The 26,370-nt window shown below is 70.6% G+C and carries 23 protein-coding genes, 1 pseudogene and 2 CRISPR repeat arrays; of the genes and pseudogenes, 9 read left to right on the top strand and 15 right to left on the bottom strand.

Annotated features, from left to right (window positions below; all coding sequences use genetic code 11):
• Positions 1-140: 140 nt before the first annotated feature.
• Positions 141-1,739, top strand: a complete 1,599-nt coding sequence (locus ABZ659_RS10860) for an LCP family protein (RefSeq protein ID WP_360216251.1) — start codon at positions 141-143, stop codon at positions 1,737-1,739.
• Between the two features lie 38 nt (positions 1,740-1,777).
• On the opposite strand, the gene ABZ659_RS10855 is transcribed toward ABZ659_RS10860, so the two are convergent.
• Positions 1,778-2,821 carry a glycosyltransferase family 2 protein gene (locus ABZ659_RS10855; RefSeq protein WP_360216249.1) on the bottom strand — a complete coding sequence of 348 codons (1,044 nt, stop codon included), beginning with the start codon at positions 2,819-2,821 and terminating at the stop codon, positions 1,778-1,780.
• Positions 2,822-3,006: 185 nt separating this feature from the next.
• Between ABZ659_RS10855 and ABZ659_RS10850 the strand changes: the two genes are divergently transcribed.
• On the top strand, positions 3,007-4,479 hold the full coding sequence (locus ABZ659_RS10850; RefSeq protein WP_360216247.1) for an LCP family protein: 1,473 nt from the start codon (positions 3,007-3,009) through the stop codon (positions 4,477-4,479).
• Between the two features lie 23 nt (positions 4,480-4,502).
• Here the strand turns inward: ABZ659_RS10850 and ABZ659_RS10845 are convergent, their stop codons facing one another.
• Positions 4,503-5,096, bottom strand: coding sequence for an acyl-CoA thioesterase (locus ABZ659_RS10845; RefSeq protein WP_360216244.1), 594 nt, complete (start codon positions 5,094-5,096; stop codon positions 4,503-4,505).
• Between the two features lie 118 nt (positions 5,097-5,214).
• Here ABZ659_RS10845 and ABZ659_RS10840 point away from each other — a divergent pair, with 118 nt between their 5' ends.
• Both ABZ659_RS10840 and ABZ659_RS10835 read left to right on the top strand, forming a co-directional pair.
• On the top strand, positions 5,215-6,510 hold the full coding sequence (locus ABZ659_RS10840; protein ID WP_360216241.1) for an LCP family protein: 1,296 nt from the start codon (positions 5,215-5,217) through the stop codon (positions 6,508-6,510).
• On the top strand, positions 6,503-7,123 hold the full coding sequence (locus ABZ659_RS10835; protein ID WP_360216238.1) for an HAD-IA family hydrolase: 621 nt from the start codon (positions 6,503-6,505) through the stop codon (positions 7,121-7,123). Before ABZ659_RS10840 ends, ABZ659_RS10835 begins: the two co-directional genes overlap by 8 nt.
• A gap of 16 nt (positions 7,124-7,139) precedes the next feature.
• Here the strand turns inward: ABZ659_RS10835 and ABZ659_RS10830 are convergent, their stop codons facing one another.
• A complete protein-coding gene (locus tag ABZ659_RS10830) occupies positions 7,140-7,571 on the bottom strand; it encodes an ATP-binding protein (RefSeq protein WP_360216235.1) in 432 nt (143 codons plus the stop codon).
• Between the two features lie 232 nt (positions 7,572-7,803).
• Here ABZ659_RS10830 and ABZ659_RS10825 point away from each other — a divergent pair, with 232 nt between their 5' ends.
• On the top strand, positions 7,804-8,655 hold the full coding sequence (locus ABZ659_RS10825) for a helix-turn-helix transcriptional regulator (protein ID WP_360216234.1): 852 nt from the start codon (positions 7,804-7,806) through the stop codon (positions 8,653-8,655).
• Positions 8,656-8,665: 10 nt separating this feature from the next.
• Complete coding sequence (locus ABZ659_RS10820) at positions 8,666-8,848, top strand: DUF397 domain-containing protein (protein ID WP_360216232.1); 183 nt, start codon at positions 8,666-8,668, stop codon at positions 8,846-8,848.
• 85 nt (positions 8,849-8,933) lie between these two features.
• Positions 8,934-9,633: direct repeats of the CRISPR family, unit length 29 nt; unit sequence GGGACCATCCCCGCGGGTGCGGGGAGCAC.
• A gap of 92 nt (positions 9,634-9,725) precedes the next feature.
• Here the strand turns inward: ABZ659_RS10820 and cas2e are convergent.
• The 8 genes and pseudogenes from cas2e to cas3 form a co-directional block, all read right to left on the bottom strand.
• The gene (cas2e, locus tag ABZ659_RS10815; RefSeq protein ID WP_360216230.1) at positions 9,726-10,076 is read right to left on the bottom strand and encodes a type I-E CRISPR-associated endoribonuclease Cas2e; all 351 of its coding nucleotides are present in this window, start codon (positions 10,074-10,076) and stop codon (positions 9,726-9,728) included.
• Entirely contained in the window at positions 10,073-11,041 is a 969-nt protein-coding gene (gene cas1e, locus ABZ659_RS10810) for a type I-E CRISPR-associated endonuclease Cas1e (protein WP_360216227.1), read from the bottom strand. Before cas1e ends, cas2e begins: the two co-directional genes overlap by 4 nt.
• On the bottom strand, positions 11,038-11,829 hold the full coding sequence (gene cas6e, locus ABZ659_RS10805) for a type I-E CRISPR-associated protein Cas6/Cse3/CasE (RefSeq protein WP_360216224.1): 792 nt from the start codon (positions 11,827-11,829) through the stop codon (positions 11,038-11,040). The genes cas1e and cas6e overlap by 4 nt, the downstream gene beginning before the upstream one ends.
• A gap of 155 nt (positions 11,830-11,984) precedes the next feature.
• Positions 11,985-12,731 (bottom strand): annotated as a pseudogene (gene cas5e / locus ABZ659_RS10800) (type I-E CRISPR-associated protein Cas5/CasD); the annotation flags it as partial.
• Positions 12,728-13,924: a type I-E CRISPR-associated protein Cas7/Cse4/CasC gene (gene cas7e, locus ABZ659_RS10795; protein WP_360216222.1), complete on the bottom strand. Its 1,197-nt coding sequence runs from the start codon at positions 13,922-13,924 to the stop codon at positions 12,728-12,730. The gene cas7e and the pseudogene cas5e, both read right to left, overlap by 4 nt.
• Positions 13,921-14,673 (bottom strand): type I-E CRISPR-associated protein Cse2/CasB, encoded by a 753-nt coding sequence (gene casB, locus ABZ659_RS10790; RefSeq protein WP_360216219.1) that lies wholly within the window; start codon positions 14,671-14,673, stop codon positions 13,921-13,923. The genes cas7e and casB overlap by 4 nt, the downstream gene beginning before the upstream one ends.
• Positions 14,670-16,469: a type I-E CRISPR-associated protein Cse1/CasA gene (gene casA / locus ABZ659_RS10785; RefSeq protein ID WP_360216216.1), complete on the bottom strand. Its 1,800-nt coding sequence runs from the start codon at positions 16,467-16,469 to the stop codon at positions 14,670-14,672. The genes casB and casA overlap by 4 nt, the downstream gene beginning before the upstream one ends.
• Positions 16,453-19,410: a CRISPR-associated helicase Cas3' gene (gene cas3, locus ABZ659_RS10780; RefSeq protein ID WP_360216213.1), complete on the bottom strand. Its 2,958-nt coding sequence runs from the start codon at positions 19,408-19,410 to the stop codon at positions 16,453-16,455. Before cas3 ends, casA begins: the two co-directional genes overlap by 17 nt.
• Positions 19,411-19,630: 220 nt before the next feature.
• A CRISPR array of direct repeats spans positions 19,631-20,757; the repeat unit is 29 nt; unit sequence CTGCTCCCCGCACCCGCGGGGATGGTCCC.
• Between the two features lie 59 nt (positions 20,758-20,816).
• On the opposite strand from cas3, the gene ABZ659_RS10775 reads away from it, so the two are divergent.
• Positions 20,817-21,341 carry a DUF6879 family protein gene (locus tag ABZ659_RS10775; protein ID WP_360216210.1) on the top strand — a complete coding sequence of 175 codons (525 nt, stop codon included), beginning with the start codon at positions 20,817-20,819 and terminating at the stop codon, positions 21,339-21,341.
• Positions 21,342-21,756: 415 nt separating this feature from the next.
• Here the strand turns inward: ABZ659_RS10775 and ABZ659_RS10770 are convergent, their stop codons facing one another.
• The 3 genes from ABZ659_RS10770 to ABZ659_RS10760 are packed head-to-tail and all read right to left on the bottom strand — an operon-like array spanning position 21,757 to position 23,361.
• A complete protein-coding gene (locus ABZ659_RS10770) occupies positions 21,757-22,605 on the bottom strand; it encodes a helix-turn-helix transcriptional regulator (protein ID WP_360216207.1) in 849 nt (282 codons plus the stop codon).
• Between the two features lie 14 nt (positions 22,606-22,619).
• Positions 22,620-23,135, bottom strand: a complete 516-nt coding sequence (locus ABZ659_RS10765; RefSeq protein ID WP_360216204.1) for a DUF6879 family protein — start codon at positions 23,133-23,135, stop codon at positions 22,620-22,622.
• On the bottom strand, positions 23,107-23,361 hold the full coding sequence (locus ABZ659_RS10760; protein WP_360216201.1) for a hypothetical protein: 255 nt from the start codon (positions 23,359-23,361) through the stop codon (positions 23,107-23,109). The genes ABZ659_RS10765 and ABZ659_RS10760 overlap by 29 nt, the downstream gene beginning before the upstream one ends.
• Before the next feature lie 799 nt (positions 23,362-24,160).
• Between ABZ659_RS10760 and ABZ659_RS10755 the strand changes: the two genes are divergently transcribed.
• Together ABZ659_RS10755 and ABZ659_RS10750 are read left to right on the top strand one after the other, a co-directional pair.
• Positions 24,161-24,394: a DUF397 domain-containing protein gene (locus tag ABZ659_RS10755; RefSeq protein ID WP_360216198.1), complete on the top strand. Its 234-nt coding sequence runs from the start codon at positions 24,161-24,163 to the stop codon at positions 24,392-24,394.
• Between the two features lie 82 nt (positions 24,395-24,476).
• On the top strand, positions 24,477-24,944 hold the full coding sequence (locus ABZ659_RS10750; protein ID WP_360216195.1) for a hypothetical protein: 468 nt from the start codon (positions 24,477-24,479) through the stop codon (positions 24,942-24,944).
• A gap of 181 nt (positions 24,945-25,125) precedes the next feature.
• On the opposite strand, the gene ABZ659_RS10745 is transcribed toward ABZ659_RS10750, so the two are convergent.
• A complete protein-coding gene (locus tag ABZ659_RS10745) occupies positions 25,126-26,283 on the bottom strand; it encodes an acyl-CoA dehydrogenase family protein (RefSeq protein ID WP_360216192.1) in 1,158 nt (385 codons plus the stop codon).
• Positions 26,284-26,370: the final 87 nt, after the last annotated feature.

The raw sequence follows: 26,370 nt of genomic DNA, 5'->3' as shown, positions 1-26,370 counted from the left end.
AGGGGTAACCCAACGGGTCCCTCGTGCGTCTGACTTGACGCGGGACGGACCCGTGTCGGGTGCAGGGCCGGGAGGGGCAGGCGTTGGCGCGCAGCGTAGTGCGGGAGGACGGGGCTTCGGCGCCTTCGGCGGAGGACACCATGCCTCTCGCGGCGGAGGAGGCGGCGGAGACGGCGGAGCCCGCCACAGACCGCCGCGGCGGAGACGGTGGGAACGGCGGGGGCCACGGCCGTGGACGGCGGCGTGGCGGCCGGGGCCGCTCACGCGGCTGGCGGGTGCTGCGCTGGACGGCGGTCGTGGTCGCGGTGGCGGTGCTGGGCACCGCGGGTGCCGGGTACCTGTACTACCGGCACCTGAACGGCAACATCAGGCAGGACGACCTCAACCTCGGCGACAGCAAGGTGGCCGAGCCGACCCCGAACGCCGCCGGGCAGACCCCGCTGAACATCCTGCTCATCGGCTCCGACGCCCGGGACACCGAGGCGAACCAGAAACTCGGCGGCGCCCGGGAGACGTTCGGCTCGACGCCGCTCGCGGACGTCCAGATGCTGCTGCACCTGTCCGCGGACCGGTCCAACATGTCGGTGGTGAGTATGCCGCGCGACACACTCCTGCAGATACCGAAGTGCACCGACCCCGACGACGGCCAGGTCTACCCGGCCAGCGTCGGACGGGCGATGACCAACGAGAGCCTCGGCCACGGCGGGCCGGGCTGCACCGTCGCCACCTGGCAGGAGCTGACCGGCATCCACATCGACCACTTCGTCATGGTCGACTTCGCGGGCGTCGTGTCGATGGCGGACGCCGTCGGCGGGGTGCCGGTGTGCGTGGACGCCAACATCCACTCCCGGGACAGCAAGGGCCACGGCTCCGGGCTGCGGCTGTCGAAGGGCACGCACCCCGTCAAGGGCGAGCAGGCCCTCCAGTGGCTGCGCACCCGGTACGGCTTCGAGGACGGCAGCGACCTCGCCCGCGCCAAGGCCCAGCACATGTACATGTCCTCGATGGTGCGGGTGCTGCGCGAGAACGCCACCCTGAGCAGCCCCAACAAGCTGCGCAGGCTCGCCGAGGAGGCCACCAGGGCACTCACCGTCGACCCGGGCCTGGACACCGTGAAGAAGCTCTACGACCTCAGCAACGAGCTGCGGACGGTGGAGCCGGAGCGGATCACCATGACGACGATGCCGAACCGCTACGTCGGCAGCCGGGTGGAGCCGACGGAGGACGCCGAGCAGCTGTTCCGGCTGGTCCGCGAGGACATCGCCCTGGACGGCAAGGACGCCAGGAAGAAGCCGGAGAAGGACGAGGTCTCCGACGACCCGGCCGCGCCGGACGCCGAGATCGCCGTCCGGGTGCAGAACGGCACCCGCACCGACACCCTCGCCGCCGCCGGCGGGCGGGCGACCGGCGTGGCCGGGCAACTGGTCGAGCAGGGCTTCACCGGTGCCGTGGCGGACGGGTCCACCGTCCTGAGCGAGGAGACCACCGTCGTCCGCTACCCGAGCGCGGACCTGGAGGGCGACGCGCAGGCGGTGGCCAAGTCGCTGGGGATCCCGCTGAGCGCGGTGAAGCGGTCCACGGAGGTCTCCGGGGTCACGCTCGTCGTCGGCGCCGACTGGCGCGAGGACACGCCGTACGAGGCACCCGAGCGGGACGACACGACGCCCGACACGGCCGACGTGCTGAACGGCGCCGACGACACGGCCTGTATGCACGTGGACCCGGACTACAGCTGGTGAGGGCGTAGACCGGGTCCCCGGGTCGGCTTCGGCTCAGCTCAGCTCAGCTCTGCGGTGTCCGCGCCGCGCACCGCGGGGCGGCGGCTGGCGATGACCTTCCTGGCCAGCGACTTCGGACTGGTCAGGAAGCCCCAGCCCCACGACATGTGCATGGTCGCCAGAGCGACGGGGATCCGGAGCCGCGCCTTCCACGGCAGCCCCTTGCCCGCCGGAACGGACCCGGCGACGATCGCCGCGAGGTAGCCGCCGGGCACCAGGAGGCCCCAGGGCGTCAGCAGCGCGCCCACCACCACGCCCGCGGCTATCGCGCACACCGCGACGGGCGGGGCGAGGTAGCGCAGGTTGATCGAGCCGGAGTGGTAGCGGGCGACGACGTGCCGCCAGCGGCCGTAGTCCTTGTACTGCCTGGCCAGCGCCCGCACGCTCGGCCGCGGCCGGTACGACACCCGCAGCTCGGGCGAGAACCAGATCAGCCCGCCCGCCTCACGGATCCGGAAGTTCAGCTCCCAGTCCTGGGCGCGGATGAACTCCTCGTTGTACCCGCCCTGCCGCTCCAGGGCCTCGCGGCGGAAGACGCCGAGGTACACCGTCTCCGCCGGGCCCGCCTGCCCGCCGGTGTGGAAGGCGGCGTTGCCGACGCCGATCCTCGACGTCATCGCGGCGGCGACGGCGTGCTCCCAGTCGTTCTCGCCCTCGGCGTGCATGATGCCGCCGACGTTCTGCGCGCCGGTCTCCTCCAGGAGGCGTACGGCGGTGGCGATGTAGTCGGCCGAGAGGATGCCGTGCCCGTCGACGCGGACGACCACCGGGTGCCGCGACGCCTTGATCGCGGCGTTCAGCGCGGCGGGGGTGCGGCCGGTCGGGTTGGGGACGGTGTGGACGCGCGGGTCCTCCCGGACCAGCTCGGCGGCGATCTCGTCCGTACGGTCCGTGGACGGACCGAGGGCGATCACGACCTCCATCTCCCCGTCGTACTCCTGGGCGAGGATCGCTCGGACGGCGCCGCGCAGATGCCGCTCCTCGTTGAGGACGGGCATGATGACGGACACGGGCGGAAGCTGCACGTCGGACTTGGCGTTCATAAGGGCCTCACGTTACCGCGAACGGGGGACGCCGGTGCGCGCCGCGGGGGTGGTAAGCCGGGCAGCCGATCGTATGGGCCTACGGTGCTCACGGATCTCCCTTCCGCACACCTGGGTGGTCCCCACGCACGGCCCGAGCGCCGCCCCGGCCCCCGGCCCCGGCGCCCGCCCCGGAGGTGTCCCCCATGCCCCGCACCACCCCGCCCCGGTCCCCCGCCCGACCGCCGCGCCGCCCGCAGCCACGCCGCGCGGGACGGCCCCCCGTACGGAAGAGGCGTCCGCGCTGGGCCATGCGGGCGGTGACGACGCTGTCGGTGGTGGTGCTGGCGGCGGCGGGCATCGGGCACGCGGTCCTGACGGGCCTCGAGTCGGACATCGCGCGCGTGGACGCCTTCCGCGACATGAAGAACCGCCCGCGCGCCGGGCACGGCATGAACGTCCTGCTGGTCGGCACCGACGGCCGGGACAGGATCTCGGAGCGGGAACGGCGCAAGTACCGGCTGGGCGGGGCGCCCTGCCACTGCACCGACACGATCATGATCGTGCACATCTCCGCGGACCGGGAGCGGGCCAGCGTCGTCAGCCTCCCGCGCGACTCCTACGCCGAGCTTCCCGCCCACACCGACGCCACCACCGGCGAACGGCACCGCCCGCACCCGGTCAAGCTGAACGCGGCGTACGCGGAGGGCGGCCCGCAGCTGACCGTGCGGACGGTGGAGCAGATGACGCGCGTGAAGATCGACCACTACCTGGAGGTCGACTTCATCAGCTTCATGAAGACGGTGGACGTGCTGGGCGGGGTGCGGCTGTGCACCCCCAAGCCCCTCAAGGACTCCTACACCGGCCTCGACCTGCCCGCCGGGACGCACGACATGAACGGCGGCCAGGCCCTCCAGTACGTCCGCGCCCGCCATGTCGACGGCGCCTCCGACCTGGGGAGGATGGAACGGCAGCAGCGGTTCCTCGCCGCGCTGGTGGACCGGGCGACGTCCTCCGGGGTCCTGCTCAACCCGATGAAGTTCCGGGACGTGACCCGCGCGGTGCTGGGCTCGGTCCGCGCGGACAAGGGCTTCGGCACGGACGAACTGCTGGCCCTGGGCCGCGCGATGCGGAACTTCTCCCCGTCCTCCTCGGAGTTCACCACCGTCCCCATCGGGCAGATGGGGTACGCCGTGAAGGGCATCGGCTCGACGCTGAAGTGGGACCCGGTGAAGGCGGGCCGCCTCTTCCGCGCCCTGCGCGAGGACCGCCCGCTCTCCTCCCAGCGGCCGAGGACGTCGTCGGTGCCGAAGGTGGAGGTGCCGCCCCGGGACATCCGCGTCCAGGTGGAGAACGGCACCGTGACCGCCGGACTCGGCAAGCGCGTCGACACCGCGCTCGCGGCGGCCGGTTTCCGTACGACCGGGATGCCGGTGAACGCCGACGACACCGCCGTGACCCGCACGGTCGTCGCCTACGACCCCCGCTGGGACCGCTCCGCCAAGTCCCTCGCGGCGGCCCTGCCGGGCAGCGAGCTGCGCGCGGTGCGCGGGCAGGGGGCGACGCTGAAGGTGATCGTGGGGAGGGACTTCCGGGAGGTCCGGAAGGTACGGGCGCGGGAGCGCCCCGCGGAGGGCGAGGCGAGGGTGGTCCGGGGCGACGAGGTGAAGTGCTCCTGAAGATCACCTGACCGCGGGCTGGCTCAGTCCTCGATCCCCTCGGCGGCCCGCTGGGCCCGCAGTTCCATGATCGCGCGGCGCCGGGCCAGCCGGTGGGTGCGGCGGATCTGGGCCTCCTGGAAGCGGCGCTTGTCCCGCTCGGTCTCCGGCAGCACGGGCGGCACGCGGCGGGGCTTGCCGTCGGCGTCGACGGCGGCGAAGACGAGGTAGGCGGAGCCGACCTGGGTGGGCGGCGCGGACTCGTTCCACCGCTCGGCCAGGACCCGCACGCCGACCTCCATGGACGTCCGTCCGACCCAGTTGACCTGGGCCTTCACATGGACGAGGTCACCGACGCGGACGGGTTCGAGGAACGCCATCTCGTCCATGGACGCGGTGACGGCGGGACCGCCGCTGTGCCGCCCGGCGACGGCCCCGGCGGCGTCGTCGACGAGCTTCATGATCACACCGCCGTGCACGGTGCCCAGGAGGTTGGTGTCGCCCTGGGTCATGATGTGGCTGAGCGTGGTCCGCGAGGCGGAGGTGGGCTTCCCGGGGAGTTCCGCGGCGGCGGGAACGTCGGCTATGTCCGGGGTGCCCGGGGTCTCCGGCTCCGGGGCGCTGGCCTGGTCTGTCATGGCCTCCACCTTATGCGGAAGCGGCAGCGGGGCGATTTGTGTCAGCTTCGCAACAGCGGCGCCCCTATTTCTCGTCATCCCTTGTAAGGACCACAGCAGCGACCGGCACACTGGGCGCATGAACGATTGGCCCCAGGGGTGGTCCGACGACAACCGCGGCACCCGGTACGGACGCGGCAGCTCCGGCGCGCAGCCGGAGAGCGCCCGCGTGATGCGCCAGGTGCGGCGCGGTCCCTCGGCGCCCCCCGGGGGCCCTCCGGGCGGTGTCCCGCAGCAGCCGTCGTACGTGAACGGCGGCCAGGGGGACGCCGGCGGGTATGACGGCTACGACAGCGGGTACAACACCGGCCAGGTGTACGGCGCCCCGGGCGGCCGGGGTCCGGGCGACGCGAGCGGGGGCGGAGGCGGGGGCGCCATGGGGGAGCCACGTCCCGCGCCGGACTGGCGCCGCCGCATCAAGATCACGTCGATCACGGTGGTGACCGTCCTCCTGGCCACCACCGTCGGCACCTACTTCTGGGCCGACTCCAAGCTCAACCGCGAGGTCGACCTGTCCAAGGTGATCGACCGGCCGGAGGCGGGTGAGGGCACCAACTACCTGATCGTCGGCTCCGACAGCCGCGAGGGCATGTCCGCCGAGGACAAGAAGGAACTGCACACCGGGTCCGCCGAGGGCAAGCGCACGGACTCGATGATGATCCTGCACACCGGCGACAACGGCTCCACCCTCGTCTCCCTCCCCCGCGACTCCGACGTGGAGATACCGACCTTCAAGGGCTCCGAGTCCGGCAAGACCTACCAGGGCACCGGACGGCACACGAAGCTGAACGCCGCGTACGCGGAGGACGGCCCGGAACTCCTCGTCCGCACCGTCGAGTTCAACACCGGCCTGCGGATCGACCACTACGTGGAGATCGGCTTCGCGGGCTTCGCGAACATCGTGGACGCGGTCGGTGGCGTCGAGATCGACATCCCGCAGGACATCAAGGACACCAAGTCCGGCGCGAACCTGAAGAAGGGCAAGCAGACCCTGAACGGCGAGGAGGCCCTGGCCTTCGTCCGTACCCGGTACGCGCTGGCCGGATCCGACCTGGACCGCACCAAGAACCAGCAGAAGTTCCTCTCCGCCCTGGCCAACCAGGTCGCCACGCCCGGCACGGTCCTGAACCCCTTCAAGCTCTACCCGACCATGGGCGCGGGCCTGGACTCCCTCATCGTCGACAAGGACATGGGCCTGTTCGACCTGGCCTCGATGTTCTGGGCGATGAAGGGCGTCAGCGGCGGCGACGGCACCTCCATGAACATGCCGATCTCCGGCTCGACCGGCGGCAACCTCGTCTGGGACAAGGCGAAGGTGAAGACGCTGGTGGAGCAGTTGAAGAACGACGAGAAGGTCACGGTGTCGAGTGACTGACGACGTCCCGTTCGACGCCGTGCTCTGCGACGTCGACAACGTCATCCGCTTCTACGACCCCACGGAGCTGCTCGCCCGCGAACGTGCCCTCGGCCTCACCGAGGGCACGACGACGAAGGTCGCCTTCGCCCCCGAGAACGACCTCCCCCTGCTCCTCGGCCGGATCACGCAGGAGGAGTGGGCGGAGTCGGTGGCGGAGGCCCTGACCGGCCTGGTCCCCGCCGACCAGGCCCTCGACCTGGCCCGCACCCTGGCCCACCTGCCCTTCCACGCCGACGAGACGGTGGTCGCGCTGCTCCGCGCGGCCCGCGCACACGTCCCGCTGGTCCTGCTCACCAACGCCACCCTCCAACTGGAGGAGGACCTGGCCTCCCTCGGCCTGACCGACCTCGCCGACCACGTGGTGAGCAGCGCCCGCGTGGGCCTGGCCAAGCCCGACGCCCGGATCTTCGCACTGGCGGCGGAACGGGCGGGTGCGCGGCCGGAGCGGTGCCTGTTCGTGGACGACACGCGGGAGAACGTGGAGGCGGCGGTGGGGCTGGGGATGCGGGGGGTGCGCTTCCGCACACCGGAGGACTTGCGGCGGGCGCTGGCCCCGGTCCTCCGACCGTAGACCGACGACCGGTCCGTCATCCACGGCCTCCCACCTCGAACCAGAGCAGTTTCCCCGCCGACCACCCAAGGACCCCGTCCTCCCCCAGCGACCAGCCACCCCAGGAGTCGGCACACTCCCGCACGAGCCGCAGCCCACGCCCGCTCTCGGCGCCGAGCGGCGCGGGGCCACGGAGCGGCGCGGGGACGTGCGGGTGACTGTCCCAGACCCCGACGCGCAACCGCCCGTCCGGGAGGGCGGTGAGCCGGAGGGAGGCGGGCCCGTCGGTGTGCAGGTAGGTGTTGGTGACGAGTTCGGTAGCCAACAGCTCCACGGTGTCGAGGAGTTCCCCTCTCCCGTGCCCGGTGAGCGCGCCCCGCACGGTCATCCGTGCGACCCGTGCGGCGCGGGGGTCATGGGGGAGGCGAAGGGCGTACGTCCAGGTGTCGGGCGGGGATACGGTGTCCATGAAGGGCTCCTGCGGTGAGAGGACTTGGCGTGCTGCCCGATCCGTCCGTGCGGTGGCAGTGCCGCGCGTGGGCAGGCTGGCGCGGTGCGCTTCCGGCTTACCGGTCGGCGCGAGCGGCTCGGGTCTCACCGTAGACTCCACTCACTGAACGTTTTGCATAGATGAGCAAAACCTTCAGCAACTCCCTTCTTGTGAGGGACTTCTACGCCAGGTGTACGAACGGAGTGAGGACATGCCCCCCAGGCCCATCCCCACGGCACGCCGACTCCGTATCGGTATAGAGCTCCGCCGGCTCCGGGAGCGGGCGGGCATGACCGCCGCCGAGGCCGCCCAGGCCCTGGGCACGACTCCGAGCCAGCTCAGCAACATCGAGGCCAACCGCTTCGGCGTCAGCGCGGACCGCGTACACGCGCTCGCCCACATCTACGGCTGCGCCGACCAGGCCCTGGTCGACGCCCTCGCCACCATGGCCGCCGACCGAACGCGCGGCTGGTGGGAGGAGTACCGCGACAACCTGCCAGCCCGTCTTCTGGACCTGGCCGAGTTGGAACACCACGCCTCGGCCCTGCGCGTGACTCAGGTCATCAACATCCCCGGCCTGCTCCAGACCCCGGAACACGCCCGTGCACTGTTCCGCCAGGCGGTTCCCCCCTTGCGTCCCCATGAGATCGAGTACCGCATCTCCCACCGCATCAAGCGTCAGGCCATCCTGCACCGCGAGCAGCCACCGCCATACACGGCGATCGTCCACGAGGCCGCCCTGCGGATGCAGTTCGGGGGACGTGAGGTGACCAAGGCGCAGTTGCGTCACCTCGCGGAGATGAGCGAGCACCCAGCCGTCACGCTCCGTGTCATCCCCTTCGACGGCACCGCGTTTCCCACCACTGGTCACGCTGTGGACTACTTCCACGGCCCGGTACCCACCCTCGACACCGTGGAGGTGGACACGGCGCATGGCGGCACACTCGTCGACGCGGCAGGACAGCTCGAAAAGTACCGGCTTGTGCTGGACCGGATGGAGTCCGTGACCCTGGAGCCAACCGCGTCCCTCGACCTCATCCACCAGATCGCCCAGTTCACTTGAGGAACGAACCATGTCTGAACCGACCTGGCAGAAGTCGACCCACAGTGAAGAGGGCTCGGCCTGTGTCGAGATATCACCCACGCCCACCACCATCCACATCCGCGACTCCAAGAACCCGACCGGCCCCCGCCTCGCCGCCTCACCCGCCGCGTGGTCGGAGTTCGTCGGGTACGCGGCGGAGAGCAGTCACTGAGCAGGAGCGCGCACGAACGAGGAGCAGGGCCCGCCCCGGTGCTACGCGGTCGAGGCCCCAGTCACGGGGAACAGCGAGCCACATTGGGACCATCCCCGCAGGTGCGGGGAGCACCTCTGCAAGCAGGCCGCGTCCCACTCGTACACGGGACCATCCCCGCGGGTGCGGGGAGCACGTCTGCGCGTCCGTGCCTCCGCGTTGGTGGCCGGGACCATCCCCGCGGGTGCGGGGAGCACACGCTGGGGCAGATGATGCTGCCCGCGCTGCGGGGACCATCCCCGCGGGTGCGGGGAGCACCGCTGAAGGCAGGCCGCGTCCCACTCGTAGGCGGGACCATCCCCGCGGGTGCGGGGAGCACCCCTGATAGGAGGGTGTAGCGATCTCGATGATGGGACCATCCCCGCGGGTGCGGGGAGCACCGCTGGAGGCAGGCCGCGTCCCACTCGTAGGCGGGACCATCCCCGCGGGTGCGGGGAGCACCAGTAGTCCTCGTACTCGCACTGCTCGCACTCGGGACCATCCCCGCGGGTGCGGGGAGCACGACCGGCCCCGCGGATGTGGGGGCCATGGTCCGGGACCATCCCCGCGGGTGCGGGGAGCACGTGTCGTACACCACGACCTCAGTCGACCACTGGGGACCATCCCCGCGGGTGCGGGGAGCACGTGACGCCGGGGTCGTCGGCTGCGGTCTCCGGGGGACCATCCCCGCGGGTGCGGGGAGCACGCCGCCATATCCCACGCCCAAGCCCTCGGCCTGGGACCATCCCCGCGGGTGCGGGGAGCACGCTTCGTGAGCTGGGCTTTTAGTGGGGCTGGGGGTGGTTTTTCGGTACTTTTGTTGAGTCCGGCATATCGAGCATTGAGGACTTGTTGGGCATTAGCCTCTTCCGAAGCGTCGGCGTTTGGCGGCTCTGCTCCAGCCTGACGGTGGGTCCGCTCGGGGAGCGGGGGCGGTTGGTGCTGGGCGGTGGATCAAGGTGACGCCCTCGTGGTCGGTGGGGTGCCAGGAGTGGTCGTGGGTGCGGAAGGTGAAGCCTTGTTCGTTGTTCGTGGTGTGGGCCAGTAGCGCGCGGCCCTGGCCTGCGTACTGCTGGACCTCTTCCCACAGGGCGTCGCGGACTCGGGCCGAGGGGTTGCCCACGAACACGCCTGCGGAGATCTCCAGGAGCCAGCGGGTAAGGAAGCCGCGTAGTCCGGCGGGGCAGTTGGTGAGGACGATGACGGTCACCAGGGATCGGCTCCGTAGTCCTCGGGGCCGTCGTGATTGACGCCGGAGGCTATCTGGTGGCCGTGGTCGCCTTGGAGGGTGACCACGTCGCGGTCGTCGGCTAGGTCGGAGGCTGCGGGCGCCTCCGGCAGCAGGAGGTGCTTGATGTCGTCGACGCACCGGTTCAGGAGGGAGGTTTCGTTGATGCGGTCCCGTAGTGCGCGACGGGTGCGGGAACCGACGTCCTCCTCGTCCTGTGCGGCCACGTCGAAGGCGAGTGGGATGCCGATCTCCGTCTTGTAGAGGTCGGCGACGTCCAGGACGAAGGACAGTTCGTGGCCGGAGTGGACGAAGCCGAGAGCGGGGCTGCAACCCAGGGAGGTGACCACGGCGTGCGCGATGCCGTACATGCACTGGGCGGCGGCCGTGATGGCCTGGTTGACGGCGTCGCCGCTGGTGAAGTCGCCTGGAACGTAGCGGCGGCCCTTCCAGGGGATGCCGGTCCGGGCGGCCTGGGCGCGGTAGCAGTCCTTGACCCGTCTGCCCTCCCGGCCGAGGAGTTCCTGACGGGTGAGGCCGGTCGGGTCCTCGTCCGGGAAGCGGAGCCGGTACATGGCGCGGGCCACGGCGAGACGGCTGCGCGGGTTGGCCCACTGCCGGGCCTGGGCTTCCATGAGGGCGGACGAGCGGCTGAGGGCGCGGCCGGACGCGTAGTAGCGCACGCCCTGTTCGCCGACCCAGCAGACCGCGGCACCGGTCTCGCCGAGCACGCTCATGGCCTGGTGGGTGACGCGTGTTCCGGGGCCGAGGAGGAGGGTGCCGATGGTCGCGGAGGGGATGTGGGTGGTGCCTTCCGCGTCTTGGGCCGTGATGGCGTTGGCATCGCGGTGGACCGTGCAGCGTTCCAGGTAGACGAAGGAGAGGCGTTCGTCGGTGCGGGTGAGCTGCCGGGGAGTCAGCGCCGGGCGCCGGGAAACGGTGCTCATGACGTTGGCCGCCCCGACGGGGTGACGGGTGCCAGGGTGAGCAGGCCGCAGCCGTAGGCTCGGGCTCGGCCGACGCCCTGGGTGAGCGTGCGGCGCAGGGCGTCGGGGTCGGTGACCTCCAGCCGTCCCTCGAAGGCGACGGTGACGACGGTGACCGGCTTGCCCCGGCGGCTGCTGCCGGAGTCGCGTGACTTGTCGAAGGAGAGGGTCCGGGTGTCCCGTACGGCCAGCTCGTAGCGGTCGCCGGGGTGGGGACGCTTGTGGTGGGTGGTGCCCTCGGGCAGGAGGCGCCGGTCGGCTGGTTTCTCGCAAACGCCGAAGCCGAGGCGCTTCTGGCGGTCCTCGTCCAGCAGCCAGCCCATCTGGTGGGCGGGCGTCAGGTGGGCGGTGAGTTTGCGGGGCTCGCCCTCCTTGCGGCGGATGGTGTGCACGGGGTTCGCGGTCAGGCGGAACGCCCAGCGGTCGCCTGCGGTGAGGCGGTTGAGGAACGGGGTGTACGGGCGGGACTGCCAGCCGGGGTTGTCGGGGTCGGCGACGGCGGGCCATCCGGCCTGCTCGACCAGGTGCGTCAGGTCGGAGCGGTCGGGGCTGACGACGTACAGCAGCACCTCGGCGCGGGCCCGGTGGTCCAGACGCCACAGCACGCGTGGCGCGTCGGGTGCCGGTGTGTTGGAGGGCAGGAGGTGCGGGAACGACGACATGACGGCCGCGTGCATGGCCTGGGGCGAGGACAGCAGGCGGCGGGCGGCGGGCCGGGCCGTGTTGACGCGGAAGCGGGAGATGAACATCAGGCGCTCTCACCCTCCGAGGCATCCAGGGTACCCGGGGTACCCGGGGTACTGAGGCCGCCCGGGTCGTCCACGGCGTCCGGGGCGTCCGGGGCGTCCGGGGCGTCCGGGGCGTCCGGGGCGTCCGGGGCGTCCGGGGCGTCCGGGGCGTCCACGGCGTCGAATGCTTCCAGGGCTTCCAGGGCGGCGAACGGGTCGTGGGCGGCCTCCCACGGGCTGCCGCCGCCCGACGGGACCGGTGTCGGTACGGCGGCGGTGACGACGGTGCGTGGCGCGTGCCTGCGGTGCGCGGCGTCGAAGCTGACCGGCTGGTCGCGCAGGACGTCCGCCACGTCGGCGGGTTCGTCGGCGGCGGTCTCGCGCAGCACGGTCAGGGTGCGCGGGGACGGGTGGCGCCTGCGATACCAGGTGGACGCCTGCCACGGCAAGGTGGTCAGGACGTCCTCGACGTGGGCGTTCCCGTACAGTCCGAGGTCCACCGGTTCGGTGGGCGGGCAGGAGCGTCGGCCCAGGTAGGGCGGGTACACCGGGGCGCGCAGGGCGTCGCGCAACCCGGTGAGCAGGGCGTGGTCGCCTTCCAGCGCGGCGACGAACACGGCGTCGGCGAGGTAGAACCGCTCGGACAGCGGCATGGACGCGCCGATGACGCCGTGGTGGGCGGTGTGGAAGTCCCTTACGCGGGAGCCCGGTTGGTCGATGCGGACCCCGAACCGGAGTCCCGCCACCGGGGTGAGACGTGTGTCGTCGCCGCGTTCGATGCCGGCCGCCGCGGCGAGCAGGCCGACGACTCCGCTCTTGGTCGGTGCCGATTCGGTGGTGCGGCGGGTGAAGCGGGAGGACACTCCCCAGGACTGCAGGGGCCCCGCCAGGCGGATCGCGAGCACGCCGGTGCCGCCGCTCATACGGGCTTCTCCAGGCGTTCGGCGACGGCCTGGCCGACGGCGGCGGCGAGCCCGGGCAGCGTGTCGGTCTCGGTGCCGAGTTCGGCGAGCTTCCGCGTGGCGGGGCCGACGCGCAGGACCCAGGTGAGTGTGGTCCCGGGGTCGCCGTAGGCGCGCTCGACGTCGGCGGCGTAGGTGGCGAGCCGGTCGGCGGCCTCGCGCAGGTGCCCGCCGCCGTCGCCGCGGACCGGGTCCTCGAACGCGGCGACGTAGCTGATCGGCCGGGTGGTGCGGAGCCTGACGACGACGGCGTCCGGCTCGGTGTGGTGACCGAAGGTGTTGATCTTCCCGGTGGGGAGGGACTCGACGAACGCCCGCACGAACGCCTCGACGGCGCGGCGTACCGGCTCGGTGCGCGGTTCTTCCTCGCGCAGGCCCTGGCCGAGGTTGGCGGCGAGCTGGTGCACGCCGAGGGCCGCGTAGCGGTAGAGGGTCGCGGAGTTGAAGTCGACGGTGCCGATCATCCCGGCACCGGTCTCCTCGTCGGTGTTCTCGTCGTCCACGGCGGTGTAGTAGTCGGACTCGTTGTCGACGCGGTGGACGCTGAGGGCGTGCGCGACCTGTACGGCGGCGTCGACGTTGATGTCGGCGACGTTGGCGACCATCCGGCCGAACAGGGCGATGTCCACGGAGTGCCGGGTGTCCGCGAGTTCCTTGGCGCGTGCCTTGTTCTCCCTCACCTTCAGGAACGCCGTGATGTCGGCGGCCCCTTCGAGGGCGAGGCGGGCCAGGCCGTCGAGCTGGCGGGAGCTGAGGAAGACCAGGTACTTGCTCTCGGGTGCGGGGGCGGGGCCGCCGTCCTTCTTCGCCTGCTCGGCCTTCCGCTTGGGAACCTCGGTCTTGAAGCCCACGGCCTTGACCGTCTCGTCGGCGAGCTGCCACGCCGTCTCCCGTTCGAGGGAGGTGTCTAGTCCGGTGATCCGGTCGGCGAGCAGTTCGACGATCTTCTTGGTCCGTACGCCCAGTTCGGCGGGGTCCAGGAGGTGCTCGTCGCCGAAGTAGATGCGGATGGCCCGCTTCCATGCCTGGCTGGAGACCCGGGCGCGGGTGACCCCGCCGTAGACGGCCGTCTTGGGCGCGCCCGTGTCGTCCCGGTTGAGGTTGCTCGGCGGGACGGTCTGGAGGGCGTGCACGTCCAGGAAGATGCGGTTCACGAGGCGTCCTTGTCGGTGTCCTGGGTGGTGGTGTCGTCGGGGGCCGCCGACCTGGGTCGTCGCTGCTCGTGGAAGGAGCGGCCCCAGCGGCGGCGGACGGCGGCGGGACCGTCGGGCCACTGCCAGACGTAGAGCTGGCCCGCGAGGAGGGCGTAGTCGAGCGGGATGTCCTCGCGGCGCAGCAGGGCGACGATGTCGCGCAGCCGTTGGGCGAGGATGACGAGGTCGGGGGCGGTGCCCGCGCGGACCAGCCGCTTGCGGGCGGGTTCGTCGACGGCGTCGGCGGGCATCAGGCGCCGTACCGCCGCGCCGAGACCGCCCGGCTGTTCCCGGGTGTGCCGCCGGTGCATGGGGGTGCCGCGGGACTGCTGGTGGAACGCCCACAGGGTGAGGGCCGCGTGCAGCGCGTTCTCCGCGCTTACCAGCTCCTGCTCACTGAGTGGTCGTGTGCCCGGGGCCGGGGCGTGTAGCGGATCGGTGTTGATCAGGCTCCACAGGTCGGGCAGCTCGCCTGCCTCACGGCCCGCGCCGCGGCGCAGCCGGGCGAGGGCGGCGACCTCCGGGGAACGGTCCTTGAGGTAGCCGTCCTGCCAGGGGCGGATGTGCGCGGCGGCGAGGTCCGCGACCTGCTCCTGAACCGAGGGAGGTGTGGTCGTGGTGGTCCCGCTGGTGAGACCGGTGGTTGTGTTGGTTGCGCCGGTTGCGCCGGTTGCGCCGGTTGCGCTAGTCGCGGTGGTTCGGGTGGTCATACGCGCACCTCTGGAGCGGTCGCGGGGTGATCGGTTTCCGGCGGGGTGTTGGAGCCCGGTCCGGGTGGACCGGGCTCGCCCGGCTGGGGCGGATCCTCGTCCGCCGGAGCGGCCGACCGGTGGCCGGAGTGGAGGGAGCGGGGCGCGGAGTCGGCGTCGCCGGGGTCCCCCAGCGCCCTGGCCAGCCCCCTCCGGAACCACACGTCGGCCAGGCCCGCGTTCAGCCAGTGGGTGGCGCCCTTGGCGTCGGTGTGGGTCCGCCCCTCCCAGGCCGCGTCGCCCGCGGCGGCGACGAGGCGGTCGCCGAGCCGCCCCACCGTCTGCCGTACCTGCCGCTGCCACGCGTACCGGTGCTCGAAGGGATCGGGAGCCTCCACCATGGCGGACAGCCAACCCCGGTACGGCTGGTCCAGCGCGTCGAACCCCTCGGCACGGGCCGCGGACTTCGGCCCCTCCTGTTCCGTTCCGGTGGCTCGGGCCAGGTCGGCCGCGAGGTCGCCCAGGGCCCGCACCGCCCGGTCGGCCTCCTCGGCTGCGGCGATGGCCTGCTGGGCGTAGGTGGGGTCCTGCTCGTGCAGCAGGACGACCGGCATCGGCAGGCGGTCGTCGACGACCTCGTCGATCACGGACTGCTGGGTTCCGTAGGCGACGCCCACCACCCGTGCCCGGACGAGGAAGCGGCGGCCGAGATGGCCCTCGGTCACCAGCCGGGCGATCCACTCCAGGATCCGGGGCCGCAGACGGGCGGGCCCCTCGGCGCCGCCGGCGTCCTCCAGCCGGTCAGCGAGGAGCGAGTCGATACCCCGCCAGGCGGAGCGGGCCGGGTCATGTTCGAGGGGGAGATAGACGGGTGACTGACCCAGTTTCCTCTCCTGCGCGGGGCTGCGCCGCCACGGCGTCATCGGCTCGCGGCCGTGCATGTTGCGGAAGGCGAGCGGATCGCCGTAGCCGAGGACGACACCGTGGACGCCGTCCGTGTCGTAGTGCAGGCGCACCCGGCGCGACTGCCAGGTGTAAAGGTCACGGAGACCGCTCGCCGACCGCCCCTCGGAACCCGGCCCACAGGGCTCACGGCGCCACGCGGGCTGGTCGTCGGAGGGGAAGTCGAGCCCTACGGTGTCCGCAGCCACCAGGTTGAGGAGCAGGGTCTCGCGCAGCGTGTTCCCCTCCACAAGGACGCCGCCGAGCCCGCCCGCCCAGCCCGTGCCGAGCGGGTACACCTTCCCGCCCTTGACCCGGTCGTCACCGACCATGCCGGTCTTGATGCCGGAGGTGTCGTAGGCGTGGACGTGGACGACCCAGCGAGCGGCCTCGGCGAAGGTCAGCCGTCCCACGTCCGGCACCCGCGCGCTGAAGAACGGCTCCCCGGCGGGCACGTCGGCCACGATGCGGTTGAGGGAGAACACCTCGCCCCTCGCCGTGCGGAGCCCAGCGGTCTGGAGGAACGGCGTGACCGGGTGGAGCAGGTCGAACCGGGCACGGTGCTGCTCCAGGTACGCCGGGACGGGAGCGAAACAGCCGCGGTCCTCCCACAGTTCCGCCCACTTCTCGATGTCGCCGGGACCGTCCAGGGCGTCGTGTGCGACGGCCAGGAGGAGACGGACCAGGGCGAACTCCTGCGTGGCCAGATCGCCCACGAGTCGTCGTACGTCATCGGCCTGCGCGAAGACCTCGCTGAGCGACAACTCGTCCTGAGAACCGTCCCGCCGCAGCACCTGGATCCAGGGGCGGGTGGTCAGGTCGAAGGACAGCACCTCGTCCACCCCGGCGCCCGGGGGTTCAGTCGTCCGCGTCACGGGTCACCTCAAGGCCGTCGTTCGGGCTGTAGCGGAGTGTGAAGCCTGCCAGGTGGGTCTGACAGTTCTCGTCGAGAGCGAGGATCAGCTGGTCGGACAGCCAAAGGCTGTCCTTTCCCTGCCACTTGGGCACATACAGGCGCTCCAGTTCCTCGATGGCCTGGTCCATGGTCTCCCCGGAGAACTGCAAAGGGAGCCGCAGTCCGCAGCTCGCGGCCGTGCGGGCCGCGAACCGCGTCGGCGTCGCGTCCTGCGGGAGTTCGAGACCCGCGCGCTGTCGCCCCCTGCCGTCCGGCGTGAGCCACGGCAGGGTGCCGAGGCTTCCGTCGCCGCGCCGCTGTACGACGACGACCTCCAGGCCGTCCCGGCTGTCCCGGACCTGGGCGCGCCCGGCGGGGGTGTCGTCGGTGTCTCCCACTCCGGCGGCGACCCAGCCGAACAGCGGCCGTCCCGGTGCGCCGACCTCTCCCAGGCGGAACACGGCGGCGCGCTCGGCCTGGTCGTCGCGGTGGCGCTCGAACTGCTCGCGGGCCTCCTTGATCGCGTCCTGCCAGTGGTCCGGCCCGACCGGGCTTTCGCCGTACGCGCTCTGCACGAGGGGGCTGATGTCCACCGGGAGTCGCAGCGGCCTCCGGGACCCGTCGTCGAGGTGAGGGAGCAGCACCGCGGCCGACCGCAGCAGGGTGTACCGCCCGTACACGGCGACCGACCCCCGCACCGGGACGGGTACCTCCGCCGTCCAGTCGGCTCCGGTCACCAGGCAGCGCGCGGTCCGCAGCCGCGGCGGCCGGGGTCGCTTCCCCTGTTTCTGACCGCGGGGGTGGCGGTGCAGGCGTCCCATGCGCTGGAGCAGCAGGTCGACCGGGCACAGGTCGCTGACCAGCAGGTCGAAGTCGACGTCCAGGGACTGTTCGGCGACCTGGCTGGCTACGACGATGTGGCGGCCCGTGGGCCTGTCGTCCGTCTTCCCGGGAGGCCCGAAGAGGCGGAGCAGTGTGCTGTCCTTGTCCGCTCGGTCGAGGTCGACGAAGGACGAGTGGGCCACGGTCACGCGCTCGGGACCGAACCTGTCGCGCAACACGCGAGCCGTCTCCAGCACCCGCCTCACCGTGTTCCGGATCACCAGGACGCATCCGCCGTCCGCCAACTCGTTCTCCAGCCGGTCGGCGAGGCGGCCGAGGTCGTCGGCGAGGGGCTCCACCCGCACGTCCGTCGAACGGGACGACGCCTGCGGGAGGCGGACCAGCGGACTTCCGCCACCTGGGGCGACGGCGGTCAGCAGGGGGTACGGGTCCGTCTCGTCGGACGCGGTCGGCACATCGGTCGGGCCGTCGGACACACCGGCGTACGCCGCGAGCAACGCACGTCTGCGGGAGGCTGGCAGAGTCGCGGACAGCACCACCACGGGAACCCGGTACGCGCCCAGCCAGGAGAGCACCCGGTCCAGGTACACGCTCATGTACGTGTCGTAGGCGTGCGCCTCGTCGATGACGACGACCTTCCCGGCCACGGCGAGGTGACGCAGCGCCAGGTGTCTGCTCTTCAGTCCGGCGAACAGCAACTGGTCGATGGTGCCCGCGATGAACGAGGCGAGCATGGCCTTCTTACGGCCCCGCAGCCAGGCGTGCGCCACGAGTTCGGGCGCCGCTCGGTAGTGCTGGTGCTGGTGCCGCGCTGTCCGCTTCCCCGTCGACGTGGGCGTCACTTCGTCGACGTCGACGGCCACGACCCGTCCCGCCGTCCGGGCCATCAGACCGGCGAAGTCCTCGTTGAGAGCGGCTTTCGCGTGAGCAAGGTGCACCGCGTGGCGGGAGCCCGCCACCTCCGGCAACCGGTCCAGCCAGTGGAGCAGGCGCGGGAACATGGCGTTGCCGGTGGCCATCGTGGGCAGGGCGAAGAACACCCCACCCGCGCCCGAGCGCGCCGCGAAGATCTCGGCCACGGCGAGCGCCGCCTCCGTCTTCCCCTCGCCCATCGGCGCCTCGACGATCATCAGTCCCGGCGTCTCCATGTCCCGGGCGAGTTCCACGGCGGCTTCCTGGACCGGGCGTATACGCGCTCCCGGCGGCAGCTCGAATCGGGAGGCGAACAGCTCCTGAGCGCTTCGGTCCGGTTCTTCCGCACGCCAGGGACCTGGCAGGTCCAGTCCTCGCCAGGCGGCGGCAAGACGTTCCTCGTCGCTGCGGGACGCGCCGTCGGGGAAGTACGGGAAGAGGTCCGGATTGCTGGCGATCCAGTCGGAGACGATGACCAGTGCGGTGAGCAGTACCTGTACCGGCTGCGGGAGCCTGACCGTCCGCCACTCCCCCAGCCGTTCGGCGGCGCCGTAACGCTCGGCACAGGCGTCGAGCAGCTCGGTCTGTACCTGCCGCCAGACGCGACTGCTCACGCCGGGTGTGCGCAGCAACTCCTCACGGCCGTAGAGGGCTTTGATCTGACCGTGCTCGGGCGGCACACCGTGATGCCCGCCCACGGCTACCGTGAACTGCCCGGTGCGAGCGGGCGTCCAGTGGTGCCGTTCCTCCAGCCACTCCCCCAGCAGTACCTGCCCGGCCAGGCCGTGCGGTGCGATCCGACGGTCCGGGCCCATCGCCTTCGGCGAACGCATCTCCAGCCCCTGGCTCCGCATCAGGTCGGCGAGTTGGTCGACCTGACAGGCGAAGGCAGGGGTGGCCTTGCCGATGTCGTGCACCCCGGCGAGCCAGACGGCGAGGATACGTGCGTCCGCCTCACCGCGCGGCAACGCCTCGGCGACCGGTCTCCGCACCGCTGCGGGCAGCCAACGGTCCCACAACAGGCCAGCCACCGCGGCGCTGTCCTCCAGGTGCCGCCACAACGGCAGCCAGCCGTCACTGTCCCGATCATGCTTCGCCCACACGGACCGGGCCGCCTTACCGAGGCGGCATAACAGGCCCGCACGAGCAGTCCCCCCATCGCTCATGAGGGATTGATACACGGAAAGCCCGACTCCTCACCCTCAAAATGAGCAAGCTGAGGAGTTCAACCCAAAGCAGCAACTTCAGGGCGTAGCATGACCGGTTCACCCTGAGCCCATGAGACGCAACCACAGAACCTGTTACGACACAATGCCCCATTCGCCCGAATCTGCAAAAGTCACTGATACCACGCACCTGCGACAATAAAGTCGCAGGTCATTCAGTCTGCTCCCCGCACCCGCGGGGATGGTCCCAGTGGCAGCGCAGGGCGGTCCAGATCTTGGTGCTGCTCCCCGCACCCGCGGGGATGGTCCCGGCGGGGGCTCTTGGCCCGCATGAACCAGCTGCTGCTCCCCGCACCCGCGGGGATGGTCCCGCCACCGTGCGCGACGACCGCCTCAGCCACATCTGCTCCCCGCACCCGCGGGGATGGTCCCGGGTCCCCGCACGGGTCGTCTGACGGCCCGTACTGCTCCCCGCACCCGCGGGGATGGTCCCAGGTCGGGCCAGTCCGACTCGCCCTGCGCGCGCTGCTCCCCGCACCCGCGGGGATGGTCCCAGCTACTCCGCCAGCAACCCCGAGAGCGACCACTGCTCCCCGCACCCGCGGGGATGGTCCCGGCTCGTACATGTCGGCCTGCTCGTCCGTGCCCTGCTCCCCGCACCCGCGGGGATGGTCCCCTTCCTCAGGCGTTCGATGTCGCCCAGGGCTGCTGCTCCCCGCACCCGCGGGGATGGTCCCCCGAAGGGCACGGGCAATGAAGGGCCAGAGGTCTGCTCCCCGCACCCGCGGGGATGGTCCCGAGAAGGCGCAGGTCGTCGCCGCGCGCCCCTTCTGCTCCCCGCACCCGCGGGGATGGTCCCCGGGATTCGAGCGCGCACCGATCGTCGTACTGCTGCTCCCCGCACCCGCGGGGATGGTCCCCTCGGCGTCATCCACGGCGTCAAGGGCTGCCCCTGCTCCCCGCACCCGCGGGGATGGTCCCTGGTTGGCGTCGTTGGGCAGGCCGACCTGCTGCTGCTCCCCGCACCCGCGGGGATGGTCCCGCGGCGCGGCGCTGGTACTCGGCGATCCCGGACTGCTCCCCGCACCCGCGGGGATGGTCCCCAGACGGCCTGCACGTCGGCCGGGTCGTCAACCTGCTCCCCGCACCCGCGGGGATGGTCCCTGGCCGTTCGCGTCCTCGTCCAGCTCGATGTCCTGCTCCCCGCACCCGCGGGGATGGTCCCGGGCCCTTCGCGACGTCCTTGCTGGCGTAGACCTGCTCCCCGCACCCGCGGGGATGGTCCCACGGCAGTCAACGGGCCCGAGCGCGTGCGGCTCTGCTCCCCGCACCCGCGGGGATGGGCCCTTCACCCGCTCATGAAACCCTGGTAGAAATCCCGATGGAACTGATCCAGAAGGCCATCCGTGACCACCTCGTCTAGGACCCTCGGCGACCTCTTCGACACGTTCCAGCGTGAGGCGTTCCGGCTCGAAACCCTCGATGAATACAGCAAGTCGGGGAACGTCGAGGCCTATCACGCATTCCTGGCCGGGGAGTTGCAGCCGGACAACTACAACGCGGGGTGGGTCAAACAACTCCGCTCACTCACTGGTGCAGGGAAACGGGTCTACCGGGTACACATCCTGCGCCGCCCTCTCACGGACTATCTCAGGTTCGAACTCGGGTGGGGGTACCAGAAGAACATGTCTGGAGGGGAGGAGTTCTTCGTTCTGGACGTCACCGACAGGCGGAACCCGCTACCGGACGTACCTGACTTCTGGCTGTTCGACTCCGAGTCCGTGGCCGTGATGAACTACGACGGCGCTGGAAAGTACCTGGGTTCGGAAGCCCTGCCACCGGAGCGAGCGGCAGAATTCGCCGGGTACCGTGACACGGCACTCGCCCACGCTGAGCCGTTCACTGAATGGTGGGCCAAGTACGGGGCGTGAACCGGGCACAGTTGGGGGCCGCACCGCGGGCACTGCACCAGGCATCCGGAAAGAAGGCCAAAGCAGTCGCCCGTGGCGCCCTCATGTTCCCATCCGAGGCGTCAGAGGTCGCCTGATCCGCGTACGACAACAGCCCCCGGCGTCACGCCGGGGGCTGTGCTGTTTGTGCAGGTCAGTAGCTGCAACGGACAGAAAGCCGAGGGTGCCCCTCCGGACCTTCGAAACAGCTTCTGACCTGCACAAACCCTGCTGGGGAAGGTTCCGCGCCATCACGATGCGCTGGACCTGGTCCGTGCCTTCATAAATCTGGGTGCTTTACAGGCCATACGGCCGTGAACTGCACGAATACCCCTCACAGAGGGGGCTCCCCAACATTTCCCCGTGCTCGCTCACAAGGGCTGTGCCGCATCACCTGTCACGTAAGAGACGCCACCGCATCCGCTATCAGGCATCGCGCTGCCGCTCCCCGCGCGGCCCCCTGTGACAGCCGCTCAAAGGCTCGGGCGTATAGCTCGACCTGGCTGGGCTGCGTGAGGGTGGCAGCCGCGTCCAGCGTGTCCGCGTGCACCCTGCTGTCGTCGAAGATCGTGAACGTTGGCATGGGCCAAACGGTTCGTTGCACTGAGAACGGGATGAGCCCCACGGCGACGTTCGGGAGTTCCATCGCCCCAAGCAGATGACCAAGCTGTGCCGCCATGGTGTCCGCGCTGCACAGCCGGTACCGCAACACCGACTCCTCCAGTACGAATGAAAACCGGCGTGTGCCACTGCTCAGCACCTCGTTACGTCTCATACGGGCCGCAACAGCATCGCTCACATCGTCCGGGGTCCCCCGGAAGTCTGCGATGGACGACAGAAGGGCAGCGGCGTATCCGGGCGTCTGGAGGAAACCGGGAATCACATCGGAGACGTAGACCCTGAATATCTTTGTTTGTTGGTACAGGTCTCCAGTGGACTCCTGCAACCGGCGGAGGCCGCTTCGCTGGAGTCGTCTCCACTGCACATGGGCATCTGCGGACTGTCTGTTGGCAGCGATCAGGTCGGGGGCCTGGTCATCAGCGCCGCAGGCTCGACACCACGCTTTGATATCCGCGTCTGACGGAGGAGTCTTGGCATTCTCGATCCGGGAGGACTTCGACTCCGACCAGCCGCACCTGACAGCCAGCTCCCGCCCGCTGATCCCCGCGTCCTTCCTGATCTCACGCAGACGGCCAGCCAGTTCTTCACGGGCCTTCTGAACGCGCGAGGAGGCGTGTGGGGGCATGGCGCTGGCTTTCGTCAGATCTCGTACATGTGGTGCGGAATCGCTCGCTCCCAGACCGCTTCGAAGGCGGCGGAGCACAGCTTCACAGCTTCCGGGTCCGCCGTGATCTCGTCTTCCACCACCACTCCATCACCTGAGAAGTGGTGCACCCGGAGCAGGGTGCCATCGAAGAGCCAGAAGTCATTGCCCGGCAGGGCGATACTCGTAGCCCGCCGCCGTGGCAACCACCGCACTTCCTCGCCCGCCGTGACGTTGGCGCGGGTGACGTAGTGCTCCCAGCGGATGTAGTCCGACACAGGCTCGGAGACCACCCGGGCCCGACGGATCGCCACGCCCCGGGCCACGGTGTCCGCGATCAACTGATCGTAGGGATGCCACCAGGATGCGCGGTCCTCCCAATCGATCCGCTCACCCCGCTTCCACGCCTCAAACCGATCGGTGGGGGCGTATGAATCACGGAGTTCCAGGTGAACGGCGGATCGCTCGCACTGGCCAAGCAGCTCAGCGAAGCTGGGCACGCTCGACGGCATCACACGCCTCCCTGATCATCGGGATCATCCGGGCCGGAATCCTGACGATGGCCTCAGTGTCTGGCACCGAACCGTTCGCGGGGCTGGTCGCCTCGCACACCGTCTGAGTCTCGATGCTCGGCTTCCACCCCTGCAACAAGATCTCCTGAGCTTCCGCGTCCACCCACACGGTGGGGCAGTGGTCCCGGTCCGTTTCGGGGTCGATTCCAACGAACGCTACGGCCATGGCTGGCTCCCTGGTCTAGGTGCTTGCTCGGGCTTGCATCAGCTTCGTTGAACTGCGGATACACCGTCAATAGCGCCACTCGCCAAGCAGATTGGCGTGCAAGTCTGTGCAAGATTGTGGAACCTCACGCTCTGCGGTTCCTACCGTCGGCACATCGACGCGGAACCGATCAGGAGGGTGCGATGGGCGAGAGGGAAGCGCAGAACGCCGAAGCGGCTGATCATCTGGGCAGCGGTGAGGCCCGAGAGTTCCTCTCCCGCCTCTCGGGAGCAATCGGCGTCGGCGGCGTGCTCATGGTGCAGGAGAGCGCACCTGGCTTCGAAGGCGCGGATTTGGCGCCCGGTTCGGCTTTGAGCTGGCCCCGCTGCGAGTGCGGGAGCCCGAGGTGCCCTGACTACAACGACCCGCCGAACCGGCCGCCGGAAGGGCTGAGCAGCAACGTTGCTGAGTCCGACGCACGGAGCCGTGGGGGTGGGCTGTGAGCGTCAGAACGGCCATGCGGTACGTGATGCACCGGATCACCGAGCACCCGGATACGGACGTGACCTTTGAGGCCGAGTGCCTTCACTGCAAGTGGAAGGCGACGCCGTCCACCGTGTCAGCGTCCGTCGATGTGGAGTGCATGAGCCACACGGGCCGGTCCGGCCACGCCGGTTTCCGCCGTATCAGGACCTCGTTCGCGGTGGTCGTTCGCGCCGAGTAGATCCCTCCTGCCCCAGCTTCCGGGGACCTGGACTCCCGCCCGCACGGGCGGCGGCGGTCAGCCATGGCCGCGATTAGTTAGCAGGAAGGTGCAGTGATGCTGAACGGAACCCACCTGTACGCGCTCGACATCAGCGGGGCCTCGTTCGTGAAGGCGTGCGGGGGAAGCACTCACCCGGACGGCGAGGCGTGCGTGACCCTGGCCCGGATCGGTGACGACACCTGGGCCCTGGGCGACAGCAAGCGGCCGAGTGCGGAACCGCTGCGGTTCACCACGCGGGAGTTGGACGCGGCCGGTATCGACCCGGCGCGGTTCGGTCTGAACGTCTGATCCTCCCCCTCCAGCCAGCCGGGCCGGGTCCGCCCCGCTCCCGGGACCAGCCCGGCTGGCACCTCACGGACAGGAACGACTGGTGCACCATCACGGGTATCTGTGGACCGGCCCGAAAGTACGTTTCGACCAGGAAGCGCTCCGGCGGCCCCCGCACCCTGAGCCGCCCCCGGCCGGAAGCAGACCGGAACTGGTTCAGCGGTACCGCGAGGTAGCCGCGGGGTTTCCCACTTCGGATCTGCCGCCGCTCGAAACGGCGTACTGGTTGGTCAAGCCGCGTTCCTTGGTTCGTGGCACGTGGGAGGAGGCGAAGGAGGCCGCCTCGTGGCTCGGTGAGCGGCTGGCCGAGTACGCGCCGCGGTTCGCGTCCGAGCGGGACCGGGAGACGAGCCGGTTGGCGCGGCTGGTGAACGCCGCCGCCGAGAGGCTGCGCCGGGGCGCTGACGTGTCGTACGGCTTCTACCTGGAACGTCCCTCGTACCTGTCCCTGGCCGTGGTCACCTGTTCCCCGCTGCGTGCGCAGGGCGAACTGGTCTGCCCCGTCACGTAGTCGACGCGACGAGGAGGTGTCGGGGCACGCCTGGGCCTCGATGGGAGCGGATGTCCCGTAAGGACGGGGCGCAGGGGCGTGTCGCTGCGCCATCCGCTCCCATCGAGCCGCGTGCTGAGACGGGATGCGTCAACCGCGTCCGGCGTGCCGCCGGAGCGGGCCGAGGGTCTTCGACCGTCGGTTACGGCAGGTTGCGGGCCATCACGATGCGCTGGACCTGGTTCGTGCCCTCGTAGATCTGGGTGATCTTGGCGTCGCGCATCATGCGCTCGACCGGGTAGTCGCGGGTGTAGCCGTAGCCGCCGAGGAGCTGGACGGCGTCCGTCGTGGCCTCCATGGCGACGTCCGAGGCGAAGCACTTGGCCGCCGCGCCCAGGTAGGTCAGGTCGGCGTCGCCGCGTTCCGAGGCGGCGGCGGCCTGGTAGGTCAGGGCGCGGGCGGCGGAGATCTTCATGGCCATGTCGGCGAGCATGAACTGGATGCCCTGGAAGTCGGCGATCGGCTTGCCGAACTGCTTGCGCTCCTGGACGTAGCCCTTGGCGTAGTCGAGGGCGCCCTGGGCGATGCCGAGGGCCTGGGCGGCGATGGTGATGCGGGTGTGGTCCAGGGTCTTCATCGCCGTGGCGAAGCCCGTGCCCTCCGCGCCGATCATGCGGTCCGCGGGGACGCGGACGTTGTCCAGGTAGACCTCGCGGGTCGGGGAGCCCTTGATGCCCAGCTTCTTCTCGGGGGCGCCGAAGGACACGCCCTCGTCCGACTTCTCGACGACGAAGGCCGAGATGCCCTTCGAGCGCTTGGTGGGGTCGGTGACCGCCATCACCGTGTAGAACTCCGACACGCCCGCGTTGGTGATCCAGCGCTTCACGCCGTTGAGCACGTAGTGGTCGCCGTCTCGGACCGCCTTCGTCTTCATGCCCGCCGCGTCCGAGCCCGCGTCCGGCTCCGACAGGCAGTACGAGAACATGCCCTCGCCCTTGGCGAGCGGGGTCATGTACCTCTTCTTGAGGTCCTCCGAACCGGAGAGGATCACCGGGAGGGAGCCCAGCTTGTTCACCGCGGGGATCAGGGAGGAGGAGGCGCAGACGCGGGCCACCTCCTCGATCACGATCACCGTGGCCAGCGCGTCCGCGCCCGCGCCGCCGTAGGACTCGGGGACGTGCACGGCGTGCAGGTCGTTCGCCACCAGGGCGTCGTGCGCCTCCTGCGGGAAGCGGGCGTCCTCGTCCACCGCGGCGGCGTACGGCGCGATCTTCGCCTCGGCCAGCGAGCGGACGGCGTCGCGGAGCATGTCGTGCTCCTCGGACGGGCGGTACAGGTCGAAGTCAGCCGATCCGGCCAAGGTCTCTCACGCTCCAGAACGATGCGGTGGTACCGGTACCTACCAGTGTGCTAATTACCGTTAAGTAACACGGATTTTAGAGGTCGC

This window comes from Streptomyces sp. NPDC006997 (assembly GCF_040635175.1).
Taxonomy (GTDB): Bacteria; Actinomycetota; Actinomycetes; order Streptomycetales; family Streptomycetaceae; genus Streptomyces.
The sequence above is the reverse complement of the archived record's forward strand: the minus strand, read 5'-3'. Positions and strand labels throughout refer to the sequence as shown.